Source organism: Mycobacterium sp. NTMscope_Eco_3 (genome assembly GCF_976985685.1).
Genome location: NZ_CDRJYZ010000001.1, coordinates 280,888 through 293,892, shown reverse-complemented (window position 1 = coordinate 293,892; position 13,005 = coordinate 280,888). Strand labels below are relative to the sequence as shown.

Here is a 13,005-nt window from a genome sequence, read left to right as displayed (position 1 = left end):
GTCTGTGCCTTAGATTCGTTCGATGATGGTGGTGTTGGCGGTTCCGCCGGCCTCGCAGATGGTCTGCAGGCCGTAGCGCTGTCCGGTGCGCTCGAGTTCGCACAGCAGATCGGTGAGCATGCGGGCCCCGGTCGACCCGAGCGGATGCCCGATTGCGACCGAGCCTCCGTTGACGTTGAGCTTGTCATCGGGAATGCCGAACTCGCGTTGCACCATCAGCGGCACCCCGGCGAAGGCCTCGTTGACCTCGAACAAGTCGATGTCGCTGACACTCAGGTTGGCGCGCTCGAGCGCCCTGTGGGTGGCGTCCAGTACCGCGGTGAACTGCAGTACCGGGTCCGCCGCGGCGACCGTCATCGCCAGGAACCGCGCCCGCGAAACCAGCCCGCTGCGTTCTGCGTAGCCACGCTCGGCGATCAGCAACGCCGCTGCCCCGTCGCTGATCTGGGAAGAATTGGCCGCGGTTGTGCGGCCGTCGGCCGCGAAAACAGGCTCCAGCGACGCGATCTTCGCCGGATCCAACTGCTCACGGATTCCTTCGTCGGCACTGACGGGCGCCGCCGACGGATCCAGCGGATCGACGGTGATCGGCACCAACTGCGCGCGAAACTTTTTCGCCCGGGTCGCGGCGAATGCTCGCTCATGGCTTCGGATACTGAATTCGTCGAGTTCCTCGCGAGAAATACCGAACTTGGAGTTCAGCAACTCCGACGCCGCCCCTTGCGCCACCAAGTTGTCGTCGTAGCGGGCCAACTCCACGGGCGAGTACTGCGGACCGAGCGGCGCGCCCGGCATGAACGACGCAGGCATCGGCACCTGCGACATCGACTCCACACCGCACCCAATCGCCAGCTCGTAGATGCCCGCGGTGACGCCGAATGCAGCGAAGTTGACCGCCTGCTGACCGGACCCGCATTGGCGATCAATGGTGACCGCCGGCACCGATTCGGGTAGACCCGCAGCCAGCACCGCGTGCCGCCCGATATTTCCGGACTGGTGCTCATGCTGCATCGCACAGCCGACGATGACGTCATCGATGTCTTTGGCATCGATCGCACTGCGCTCCACCAGGTTTCGCAAGGTGTGACCGAGCAAGTCGGCCGGATGCCACCGGCTCAAAGCGCCACCTCGTTTACCCACCGGCGTGCGCACCGCCCCGACAATCACTGCTTCGCGCGCGTTCAATGTTCCACTCCTCCTTGTTCCGGTGTACGAATTCCAACGATGGGGATGTCAACCGTCTCGGCGACTTCTTCCCAGTGGCGCGTGCTTTGTCCGGCAAAGACTCGTGCGAGATCCTCGTGGGTATCTGCTGCGCCCAGGACCTCGAGGGTCCGCTTCTGGAAATGCGGTTCGATTGCGCCCAGGGCGATATAGCCGTCGGCACTGGCGTAGATCCCGTAGGTCGGAGTCGCGCCACCGAGCGGGTCGCCGGGCCCTGCGACGCCGTACCGCACGGCTGCGCCGGCGTCGGCTGCGGCGTCCGCCAGTACGATCCGGACGTGTTGGCCGGCACCGGAATTCGGCCTATCAAGCAGCGCCAACAGGGCCCCGGACACGGCACGTTCGGCACCCAGGAGGTCCACGACCGGAACCGCCGGCATCAACGGGGGCTGCAGGGTGCCGTGCGTGGCCTGATAGGTCAGGTCGTGGCCAGGACGCTCCTCGAGGTCACCGTCGTAGCCCACGATTTCGACGTGACAGAGCCCCGGATACCTGACATGCGCGTCGTCGAGCCCGAGCCTGCGTAGCGCCGAAGGGCGCATGGCGGTGAGCAACACATCGGCGGAAGTCAGCTCGACGTCCAGCTTGGCGCGGTCGCCGGCGTCCTTGAGGTCCAGAACCAAGACCGTCTGCTTGCTGGCGAGCTCTGCGTACCAGCCGGGCGCGACCGCGGCCAAGGGATCTCCGGTAGGGGGCTCCACCTTTGTTACCGACGCGCCGAAGCGCGCCAGCCGTGCCGCCGCGAGCGGGCCCGGGATGTTCACCGCAAGCGACACGATGCGAACGCCGTTCAGACTGCCCTGCACCATGTGGTCCTTCAATTGATACCGTACGACTGTACAGGAAGCTTCCTATCTGTACAAGAAGTGATGTTCACTGTACACTTGCCCGGAACGAAGGAGACGCATGGGACCGTTCGCCGATCCACGCGCAGGCGCAGACGACCTGACCGCGAAGGCGCGCATTCGCAACGCCGCGATGGACCTGTTCGCGGAGTTCGGGGAGGACCGCACGTCGATGCGAAATATCGCCTCGAGAGCCGGCGTCACGGTCGGGCTGGTTGTCCACCACTTCAAGACCAAGGACGGAATCCGCCGCGCCGTTGAACAACTCGTCGTCGACTACTTCGCGCAGACGATCGCGCAGGTCCCCGTTGATGGAACACCAAGACAAGTCGCCACGGCGCGTGACGTGGCTGTGAAGGAGATGCTCGAATCGAACCCAGCCGTCGTCAACTATCTGCGCCGCGCGCTACTGGACCCCGCAGGGTCTAAAGGCCAACTGCTCCAGCGATTGACAGAGCTGACCCGAACGGAGCTCATCAAAGCCCGCGACGCCGGTATCGCAAATGCGGAGCGAAGCGGATCCACCCAGATCATCGACATCATGGTCCGACAGCTGGGACAGCTCTTCCTGCAACCGATGATCGACACCATGTGGGATCAAGTCTCCCGCCCAGACGAGTCAGACGACGACAAACCGACACTGCACGTCGCCGTTCGCTCCAGTGGCCCAGCACCTTCAGCGCGTCATAGGAATACTTCGGCTTGCGCTGCCGGCGAGGTCGTTTGGCGACCTGCCGGCCCGCTCCCGGCGGCCGGGCCGCGGCCGTCAACCGGCGCCGAGCATTGTCACGCGACCAGCCGGTGACCTCCACCACCTGATCCAGAATCTGCCCCTTATTCGCCTTCGACGCCTTCACATACGCCTTGGCGAACTTCGCGGTGATCTCGGCACGAGACGACATCGACAGCCCACTCTCCATGCCTGGCGGGGATCACCGTTTCGCGGGCATTCTTACGTGATGCACCGAGGGCGTTTCGCGGGCACTTTTCGTGATGCTTGCCGGATGCTTGCCGACCTCGTGGATCCGCAGTAGCGTGGTTCCAACACCTAGTACTATTGGTACCTGGAACTACACGTCACACGTTCAAGGAAGGGGCTAGCATTCATGGCGAGTGACCACGCAAGGCAAGAGGCAAAGTCGGTGACCGCAGCGAGCGCTGGATCCCGTTATCCGAGGACCCGACGGATAAGCTTTCCGTTTGGCGGCGACGGCGGCACACACGGCAAGTACTTCGTCAACGACGACATCGTGTTCAGCCACTTCGTGGCGAACCTATCGGGTGCGTTCCCGTCAGGGGAGGAGTTGTTTATTCGGTCGGTGCGTCGATTCTCAGATGAGCCCCCTGTTTCCCTTCGGGTGACGCCTCGCAGGCGTGAAAATGGGGGTCGGGTTGCCTGCCGACGCCGACGTTAACTTGGGTTTTGTGAGCCTGTTGATGAGCCTGGTGCCGGGGCCCGACCTGGAAGGGTCACGCACTGTTGCTTCGAGCACGCCGGTCAGAATTTCGATTCCCTGAACCGAGGCCCCCGGGCGGCCCGCCTTGTTGAGAGCGTCGATGTTGATGGAGGGCAAGCGAGTTGAAGCAGCAGCAGCCGGAGGAGATTGCTGACACCGAGCATGAGTTGGTGATCGAGCGTGTGTGCGCGATCGATGTAGCCAAGGCCTCGGGCAAGGTGTGCGTGCGTGTGGGCAGCCGCGCGGGCAGGCGGGTCAGCAAAGTGTGGGACGTGGCCGCCACGTCCGGCGCAGTCGGTGAGTTGACCGACTACCTCGTTGACGAGCGGATTGAGAAGGTCACTGTGGAGTCCACGTCGGATTACTGGCGGATCTGGTACTACCTGCTGGAGGCGGCCGGGCTCGACGTGCAGCTGGTCAACGCCCGCGACGTGAAGAACGTGCCCGGTCGGCCCAAAACCGACAAACTCGACGCGGTCTGGCTAGCCAAGCTCACCGAGAAAGGTCTGCTGCGGCCAAGTTTCGTGCCGCCGGCGCCGATCCGCGAGTTACGCGACTACACCCGGTTACGGATCGATATGACTCGCGAACGTTCCCGGTACTGGCAACGGATCGAGAAGCTGCTCGAGGACGCGCTGATCAAGGTGTCGTCGGTGGCCTCGACTCTGGACACCCTGTCGGTGCGCGACATGCTCAAGGCGCTGATCGCTGGCGAGCGGGACCCGCGCCGGCTGGCCGGGCTGGCGCGCGGCAAGATGAGACCCAAGCAAGCCGCTCTGGTCGAGGCGCTGACCGGCAGATTCGACGATCACCACGCCGAACTTGCCCAGATGCTGCTCGATCAGATCGACGCGCTGGACGCCAAGATCGGCAGGCTCACCACCCGCATCGACCAACTGTTGGCTGCAATGGAGCCCGAACCTGTCAACGGTGGGGACGCCACCGGCGGAGCAAACCCCGCTTCGCGCAAAGCCGGCGAGTTGACCACGATCGACCGACTCGATGAGATTCCCGGCGTCGGCCCGGTGAACGCGCAGATCATTCTCGCCGAGATCGGGCTCGACATGAGCCGGTTCCCCACGGCCGGACACCTGGTGTCGTGGGCAAAACTGTGTCCACGCACCATCCAGTCCGGTCCGGTGCAACGTTCGGGCAAGGCGGGCAAAGGCAACCCATATCTGAAAGGTGCTCTCGGCGAAGCCGCGACAGCCGCTGCCAAGACCAACACCTTCCTCGGTGAACGCTATCGGCGCATCGTCAAACGCCGCGGCAAGCTCAAGGCCCTCGTCGCTGTTGCCCGATCCATCCTGGTCATCATCTGGAACCTGCTGCACGACCCCACGGCCCGTTTCCACGATCTCGGTGCCGACTACCACGCGACCCGCATCAACACCGAACGCCGGACCCGTAACCACGTCGCGCAGCTCGCAGCCCTGGGCTATCGCGTCACCCTCGAACCCGTCGCCTGACACCGGCCAACTCCCACAACACAACCCGACAACTGCGAGAAAGAACACCCGGCTGCGCCGGGTGGCTCCGCCGCGTCCGGTCACCTGGGTCTATTTTCCGGTCAGGTCACCGATCCCACGTTGAAGAAACGGGTGGCGGGCTTCATCGGCCAGGAATCGGTCCACGGACAGCAACACCGCCTGCTGAACGAGAAACTCATCGACATGGGTTACCCGATCGCTTGGTGGGATTCGAAGAAGTTTAACGACTGGGTCAAGCGACTGGAGGAGCGGCTGCCTGCGCGGCTACCCCTGGCGGTAACAGCAGCTGCAGAACACTTCACCGCCGTACTTGCTGAGCGCACGCTGGGCGAAGAGGAAATCCAGGCGATTCCGGGCGAGTTGCAGGTGTGGAACGTGCTGAACTGGCATGCCGTGGAGGAACTTGAGCACAAATCGGTCGCATTCGATGTCTTCCGCACGGTGGCGGGAGGTACGGAGCGGATGCGCAGGAGTGTGATGGCCGTGATGATTCCGACCCTGCTTCTCCTCATAGCCGTCACATTGGTTTACTCGCTGGCGCACGACCCGGATGGGCGTCGTCAGCCGCTACGGGTGATACGGGAGGCCTATCGGCTGTACCGTGGCCCCATCTTCCGGGGTTTGATCCCAGACCTTACGAAATATCTGCGACCGGGATTCCATCCTGACGACATCGACACGAACGCGTTGTTGGAGCACTGGCAAGAGGAACTCTTCGGCACCGACGGAGAACTCGTCGGCTACCTGAAGTGATTGCGAACATCCACAACAAAAGGGATTGCCATGGTAGCTAGTCAGGCAATGGCTGCGAAAAGCGGAACAGCAGCCGAAAAAGTAGCCGAGAGTACGTATCCTAAGGCTCGGCGGATTCGGTTTTGGTTCGGCGATCCCGAGCCGATGGACCACCATTTCGTTGAGGGCAATATCGTGTTCAGCCACCTTGTGGCGTTGCTGTCCGGCGTGTTTCCGCCAGGTGAGGAGTTGTTTATCCGGTCGGTTCGGCGCTTTGCCGATCAGATGACCGATCCGGTACTGATGAAGCGGGTGGCCGGATTCATTTGGCCAGGAGTCGGTGCACGGCCAGGAACACCGCCGGCTCAACGAGAAGCTCATCGAGATGGGCTACCCGATTGTCCGGCTGTTTATGTTCCCGCATGACAGCCGCCGGGAGCCGGTTGATCGTGCGAATTGAGAACCTGCTGCCAGCGCGGGTACCCCTGGCGGTCACGGCGGCGGCCGAGCACTACACCGCGACACTGGCTGAGCGCATGCTGGGCGAAGAGATACAAAAGATTCCTGGCGATCCCGAGGTGCGAAACCTGCTCAACTGGCACGCGGTGGAAGAGCTGGAACATAAGTCGGTGGCGTTCGACGTCTACCGGGCCGTCGATGGGCCGGAGTGGCTCCGGATCGGGGTGATGGCGGTGCTGTACATCCTGACGATCCCGGTGGTGTCGATCGGGGTGCTGTTGTCTATTTTGGCCGATCCGCGGGGATGGCGCCCGATCAAAGTGGCGCGTCAAACGCGTGCGGTGTTCCGGGACCCGTTGGTGCAGGGGCTGATGGCCGATCTGCGCATGTACCTAAAGCCGGGCTTCCATCCCGACGACATCGACACGACCGCGCTGGTGCAGCAGTGGCGGCAGGAGCTGTTCGGCGACGACGGTGCCCTTGTCGGTCATCTCAAGTAGCAGGAAGGCCATGAGTTCAAGTTGAGTACAACGATCGACATCGAGCAGTTACCGACTGTCGAGCGTGTCACTCCAGACCATGAAGTCGTGATCGTCGGCGCTGGATTCGGCGGTATCGGTGCTGGTATCTCCTTGCAACGCAGAGGCATTCACGACTTCGTGATTGTCGACAAGTGGGATCAGGTGGGCGGCACCTGGCATGCGAACACTTATCCGGGTGTGGCGGTGGATATTCCCTCGTTTGTCTACAGCTTTTCCTACGAGCAGCGTGGTGATTGGTCGCGGATCTTCGCTCCGGGTTACGAGCTTCGCGATTACGCCAGCGACCTTGTGGACAAGTACGGCCTAGCTCAAAAGTTGCGGCTGAACACTACGATCACCTCGGCGGTGCTCGATGAGCGCAATAGCCTATGGCGATTGACTACCGACGCCGATCAGGAGATTACCGGCCGAAATGTAGTCATGGCGGTCGGTGGCCTCGAACGCCCGAAGATGCCTGATATCCCGGGTCTCGACGAGTTCGGGGGTGTGCTCATGCACACCGCACTCTGGGACCATGACGTGGCGCTGGCGGGCAAGCGCGTCGCGGTCATCGGCACTGGCGCAACGGCGCTGCAGGTCGTCCCGGCCATTGTCGACGAAGTCGAACATTTGACAGTCTTCCAACGAACACCGATATGGGTGTTCCCAAAACCTGACAAGGAGGTCACGTCCGCCATCCGGTGGGTTCTGGGGCGTAAGCGAATCCGTTCGGGTATCCGCCTGGTGGGAACCGTCGCAACCGAGGTCGGCATGGCCGGGATGTGGGTCGGTCCACAGTGGCTGACGAACGCGAGCCGCCGGATGCTTGAGGTTCCTACCCGCCGCTGGATGCGCCGCCAGATCGATGACCCGGTCGTTCGGGAGAAGCTGATCCCACGCTACGGGTTAGGCTGCAAGCGCCCGTCGATGTCAAACGACTACTTGCGTACCTTCAACCGCGACGACGTCAGCCTGGTCACCGATGCGATCGAGTGCATTACCAAGAAGGGGGTACGGACGGCGGACGGCGTGGAGCACGAGATCGACGTGTTGATCTGCGCGACCGGGTTCAAGCTGTGGGAGGCGGGCGCGGTGCCTCCCTTCCCCGTCATCGGGCGGGGCGGCGTCGATCTCGGGCGGTTCTGGAGTGAGCAGAGATACCAGTCGTACCAGGGTGTTTCGGTTCCCGGATTTCCGAACATGTTCTCAATCACCGGGCCCTACGGATTCGTGCTCGGCTCGTACTTGTGGATGATCGAAGCGACATCGGCTCACCTGAGCCGCGCCATAGCCGAAGCGAAGCGCCGCGGTGCAACGGTCTGCGAGATTCGTCAGGAAGCCCACGACGAGTATTTTCGGAAATGCCTGAAGCGCCAACAGAATAACTTCCTGTTCACTCCGGCGTGTGCGGGTTCGAACACCTACTACATTAATAACCAGGGCGATTCACCGTTTCGGCCGTCGACGCACGGCGAAATGTACTGGCAGAACCGCTATTACAACCTTGATGTCTACCGATACAGCAGGGGCGTTGCGGTTCTGGACGCAGCCGCGGCCATGACGAAGGAGAGCCTGTGAAGTTCAACCGATTGCGACCGCGCCTGGTGGTGGTCACCGGGGCTGGAAGCGGCATTGGCCGGGCGACAGCGATCAGGTTCGCTAAGCTCGGCGCCCACGTCGTGGTCTCCGACATCGATCTGGATGCGGCACAAGCGACCACCGCGATGATCCGCGGTTACGGCCTCGGCGCGTCGGCGGCGCAGTTGGACGTCACCGACCCCGACGCCTGGGCGGTGTTCGGTCGCGATGTGTTAGCCGATCACGGTTACACCGATGTATTGGTCAACAACGCAGGTATCTTGGTGGGCGGCCACTTTTTGCAGCTGAGTCCCTCGGATTGGGACCGCCAACTCGGTGTGAACCTAATGGGTGTCGTCCACGGATGTCGTGTGTTCGGCGCCCAGATGGTTGAGCGCGGCGGTGGCCACATCGTCAACATCGCGTCAGCGGCGGCGTTCACACCCACGCCGGTGATGGCGCCGTACTCGGTGTCCAAGGCGGGCGTGAAGATGCTGACCGAGTGCTTGCGGCTCGAACTCGGACCGAGAGGCATCGGCGTCAGCGCCGTGTGCCCGGGTGTGATCAACACCAACATCGCTGATCGCGCGATCGTAGTCGGCGTCGATCAGAACCTGATCGAACAAGGAAAGCAGTTCACGAAGAAGCTCCAGGAATTTAGCGAGAAGTTTAGGGTCTCGCCGATGAGCTCGGACCTCGTAGCTCGTGCCGTCGTACGTGCGGTACGGTTTGATTTGGCGGTCGTGCCGGTGCGCACCGAGGCCTGGCTGGGCTATTTCATGCTCCGTATCGCCCCTGGTGTCAACCGCCGTATGATGCAGCCATTCTCGGTGGACGCATTTCAGCGGCTGGGTGCTCGCCTGTCAAAGACAGTGGGTGCTGCGGACCAGGGTGAGCTTGCCGCCGGTGGAGCCGAGGCGGCGGCACCGGTCACCAGCACGGGAAAGTAGGGTGCGGGCTGATCAGCGGCCAATCGTAGGTGCTCTGCCGTCAATACGCCGTGCAGCTCGGGTGAAGGGGTTCCCCTGATTCCGTGGGGACTTGACTTGTAGTGATCTTGATTCCTGCTGCCCCCGGCTAGGTGCGTGGGTCGGTAACGGATTTGTCGGGTCGGCAGGTGGATTTGTCCTGGACGGAGGGCATCGGGCGGCGTTTTGTTGGCCTGGTGGTGTGATCGGGCGGGCCGCATTCCGCGGGATGGCGGATCGGTGGCCGTAACTCGCTGCGCACGACCCTTTCAGCCGGCCGCAGCCTGCGCTGCAATGTTGTAGTAGGAGGGTTCGCAGGTTGTGGCAGGCGGCGAGCAGGCGCCATTCGGCGCGGGCGTGATGGTGGCCGCGGAGCAGGAGTCGACTCGCCCCCTGGGTGGTCTTCATCTGCCCGAACACCGGCTCGACGATCACCTTGCGCCGCGAATATGCGGCCTTGCCCTTCTTGGTGCGAAGTTTGCGGGCCATCCGCGCCTTTGGTGTCGCATTTTTCGGTGTCCGTCCCCGTGGCGCGTCGGGAACCTGCTCGCCGTGGGCGAGCCGGCCGGTCGCGATCAGCGGATCGGTGCCCGCCTTGTGGGCGGCGTCGATGTTGTTCTCACTGAAGTAGCCGGCGTCGGCGAGCGTCTGACGCGGTGTGGTCGCGGTGTTGGTGATGGTCTGGGCGAGCAGCTCGCCGAATGCGGGGTTGTCGGCGCCGGATTCGGCGAAGTCGGTCGCAACGATCACCTGATGTTCTTCATCGACGACGGCCTGCGCGTTGTAACAGTAGTGGAAGCTGCCGTCGGCGGTCTTCATGATCTGGGCGTCAGGGTCGGTGAAGTTGCGCTGCGCCTTGGGCTTGACGGTCGCGCACTGTGCTGCCTGCTCGGCGGCCCGCGCGGCCGCGTCGTCATCATGGCCGGCGTTTTGCGCCCTTGCCCGGGCCTTGTCCGCGGCCTGGTCTTTGGCGTGTTGTTCCAGGTCGGCCTTGGCCTTGCGGATCTTGGCCAGCCGGCTCTCACGGCGGGCCAATTCGCCCTGCAGGTCACCGCCACGATTGTCCGGGCCGTGGGCCTGGTCCTCGTCGATATCGACGCGTTCGGCCTCCCGCATGATCTGCTCGACCTGGGTTTGCAGGGCCGGCTCCGCCTCGCACATCCGGTCATAGCTCATCGCCTTGTGACGGGAGGCATTGGCCTTGACCTTGGTGCCATCGAGGGCCACCCGGCCCATCGTGACCATGCCCGCCTGCTGGCACAGGGTCAGCGCCTGCAGGAACAGGGCTTCCAGCGCGGCGAGGTGACGGCGCCGAAAGCGGGCGATGGAGCGAAAGTCCGGTGCGGTGTTGGCGGCCAGGTACCGAAACGCCACATCGTCATGGCAACGGGCTTCGATCTTGCGAGATGAACGAACCCCGCTGGTGTACCCGTAGAGCAGCAGCTTGAGCATCAGCCGCGGGTGATACGGCGGAAAGCCCCGGGCCTCGCTGTAGGAGGCGAAAAACACTGCCAGATCAAGCACCTCATCGACCAACTCGGACACAAACAACGCCAGATGATCGTCAGGCAACCAATCCCGCAACGACGGCGGCATCAAAAACGACTGATCCTGGTCATAGGCCCGAAACGTCTTGTCCACCGAAACCTCGCCCGGTGACGATGACGAGCGAGGCCGCGCGGACTCGGTCTCAAACAGCTGATCCTGGGCCGTCATCAAATCCATGGACACAGTTTTCCCGACCATCCACGTCGCCATCAGCGTGACACACCAACAACTCGTGGATACCGACCCACGCACCTAGGTGAGCGGGGGGGTAGGGCGCAGAGCGCGCTACCTGAGCAGAAGCGCGGCGAGCTGCTTCACGTGGGTGCGTCCGCGGTCGCCGTCTTCGAGTGCTTCGAGCCAGCGAGCAGGGATGGATTCAACGCCGTCGCGGGCGCCGACGATCGCTCCTGTCATGGCCGCTACACCCGCGTGGAACGCGAGCACCTGCAGTACTACCTCGACGAGTTCACCTTCAGATTCAATCGCCGCAGGTCAAAAGCCCGCGGAATGCTCTTCTACCGACTCCTGCAACAAAGCGTCAACACCGATCCCCACCCACTAGCCGACCTCATCGGCGCCGCCGAAGGCCAAGAGCAAACTCTGCGAGCAACTGCTAAACCACTGCCCGGCAGTACTTTTGACGAATTTTTTTAAGCAAACGAGTCCACTTAAGCAGATAAGCAATAAGTATGTTCGACTTAGGCGAGCTGTTTAACGGGTCTAAACACATTCTTAACGCTCCTGGCCTACCGCCCCGGAGGTCCCGCGCAAATACTGGTACAAGTGCGAGAAACGAGGGGCGGGGACTGCGCATGGCGCAAGCGATAACACTGGATACGGCGTACCTGAGAGCTCAAGATCCCGATCAGTACGCCAGCCTGGTGATCGGCGCGGTCGCCATCGTCGATGGTGGCGTCCCCGATTACGCACTGCTGAAACAGCTGCTGGCGGAACGGATTCAGTCGATACCGCGCTGCACACAGGTGCTGCGGACGCAGAGCTTCGAGTGGATCGACTGTCCCGGATTCGACCTGGCCCATCATGTGCGCTGGGTGGCGATTCCGCGCCCGGGCGACGACGCCCAGCTGTCCGGCGCGATCGCCCACGCCCTGGAGCGTCCCCTCGACCTGGACCGTCCGCCGTGGGAGTGCTGGGTGATCGAGGGCCTGAAAGGCGGCCGGTGGGCAATCTTGATGAAGATCCACCACGGCTTGGCCGACGGGAACTCAGCCGCCCACCTGCTCACCCGGCTTTGCGACGACGCCGACCACGATGCATTCGCGAACGGTGTTGGCGACAAACATGATTCGCCGCCGCAGGCCTCGAAGCGCGGCTGGCCCCTGGAGTGGGCTGGGGCACTCGCCGGCAACTTCGTCGGGGCGATCTGGCCGACGGCACGGCCCTCGGTCGACCCGGTCCTGCGGCGCTACAGCACGGTGCGCGTCCCGATTGCCGACGTCGAGTGCGTGTGCCGCAAATTCGGTGTGACCGTCAACGATGTCGCGCTGGCGGCCATCACCGAGGGCTTCCGAAGGGTTCTGCTACGCCGCGGCGAAGAACCGCGGGCGGACTCGCTGCGCACCCTGGTGCCGATGCCGGTACGTTCGGCACTACTGCCATACCTGCCCGTCGAGCATGACGACCCGGTCCAGCAATTGCGGACCGTGCACAGCCGGTGGAAAGCGCAGCACGCCGACAAATCTCCGCCCGGTATCGTGGAGTCTGCGATCAATTGTCTGCCAACTATGCTGCGCGGCAACCTCATACAACTGTTACCCAGGCTCCCGCAGCGCGGCCTCGTAACGCTGGCGAACCACGCGCCCGGGCCTCGCCATCAGCTGCGGCTGATGGGCCAGACGATGGAGCGCCTGCTGCCGATCCCCCCGATCGCCTTGCAGCTGAGCACCGGGGTCGCGATGCTCAGCTACGGCGACGAATTGGTATTCGGGCATCACCGCCGAATACGACGCCACGGCCGACGTCAAGCAGCTGGCAGCCGGTATCGAGCTGGGCATGGCACGGATGGTGGCGCTCAGCCAGGATTCGGTGTTGCTGTTCAGCAAGGACCGCCGGCGCACGCGCGCGGCGCGCGCGTTTCCGGGCCAGGCGCAGCGGCCGCGACCGTCGGCACCCACGCCGGCACGTCACTGACCCGCTCTCACCGGCGTTGAACACCGTGAGAA

6 protein-coding genes and 6 pseudogenes are annotated in these 13,005 nt (G+C 63.2%); 9 read left to right on the top strand and 3 right to left on the bottom strand.

The genetic code is table 11. The annotated features are described in order from the left end of the window. Positions 1-9: 9 nt before the first annotated feature. Both AC0KTM_RS01355 and AC0KTM_RS01350 read right to left on the bottom strand, forming a co-directional pair. Entirely contained in the window at positions 10-1,185 is a 1,176-nt protein-coding gene (locus AC0KTM_RS01355) for a thiolase family protein (protein WP_019732177.1), read from the bottom strand. Further along, entirely contained in the window at positions 1,182-2,033 is an 852-nt protein-coding gene (locus AC0KTM_RS01350) for a CoA transferase (RefSeq protein WP_007168421.1), read from the bottom strand. Before AC0KTM_RS01350 ends, AC0KTM_RS01355 begins: the two co-directional genes overlap by 4 nt. A gap of 97 nt (positions 2,034-2,130) precedes the next feature. On the opposite strand from AC0KTM_RS01350, the pseudogene AC0KTM_RS01345 reads away from it, so the two are divergent. From AC0KTM_RS01345 to AC0KTM_RS01315, 7 genes and pseudogenes are all read left to right on the top strand, one after another. Continuing rightward, a pseudogene (locus AC0KTM_RS01345) lies at positions 2,131-2,730 on the top strand (TetR/AcrR family transcriptional regulator); the annotation flags it as partial. Positions 2,731-3,175: 445 nt separating this feature from the next. Further along, a pseudogene (locus AC0KTM_RS01340) lies at positions 3,176-3,409 on the top strand (metal-dependent hydrolase); the annotation flags it as partial. Positions 3,410-3,648: 239 nt separating this feature from the next. After that, positions 3,649-4,995: an IS110 family RNA-guided transposase gene (locus AC0KTM_RS01335; RefSeq protein ID WP_007168418.1), complete on the top strand. Its 1,347-nt coding sequence runs from the start codon at positions 3,649-3,651 to the stop codon at positions 4,993-4,995. Between the two features lie 84 nt (positions 4,996-5,079). Then, on the top strand, positions 5,080-5,769 hold the full coding sequence (locus AC0KTM_RS01330) for a metal-dependent hydrolase (protein ID WP_080576326.1): 690 nt from the start codon (positions 5,080-5,082) through the stop codon (positions 5,767-5,769). Between the two features lie 48 nt (positions 5,770-5,817). Beyond that, a pseudogene (locus tag AC0KTM_RS01325) lies at positions 5,818-6,707 on the top strand (metal-dependent hydrolase). Positions 6,708-6,728: 21 nt separating this feature from the next. Then, positions 6,729-8,306, top strand: a complete 1,578-nt coding sequence (locus AC0KTM_RS01320) for a flavin-containing monooxygenase (RefSeq protein WP_007168414.1) — start codon at positions 6,729-6,731, stop codon at positions 8,304-8,306. Continuing rightward, positions 8,303-9,256 (top strand): SDR family NAD(P)-dependent oxidoreductase, encoded by a 954-nt coding sequence (locus tag AC0KTM_RS01315; protein ID WP_007168413.1) that lies wholly within the window; start codon positions 8,303-8,305, stop codon positions 9,254-9,256. Before AC0KTM_RS01320 ends, AC0KTM_RS01315 begins: the two co-directional genes overlap by 4 nt. Positions 9,257-9,556: 300 nt before the next feature. Here AC0KTM_RS01315 and AC0KTM_RS01310 read toward each other — a convergent pair. Continuing rightward, positions 9,557-10,915 (bottom strand): annotated as a pseudogene (locus AC0KTM_RS01310) (IS1182 family transposase); the annotation flags it as partial. A 333-nt stretch (positions 10,916-11,248) separates the two neighbouring features. Here AC0KTM_RS01310 and AC0KTM_RS01305 point away from each other — a divergent pair. Both AC0KTM_RS01305 and AC0KTM_RS01300 read left to right on the top strand, forming a co-directional pair. Then, positions 11,249-11,476: pseudogene (locus AC0KTM_RS01305) on the top strand (IS1595 family transposase); the annotation flags it as partial. Positions 11,477-11,634: 158 nt separating this feature from the next. Then, positions 11,635-12,973 (top strand): annotated as a pseudogene (locus tag AC0KTM_RS01300) (wax ester/triacylglycerol synthase domain-containing protein). Positions 12,974-13,005: the final 32 nt, after the last annotated feature.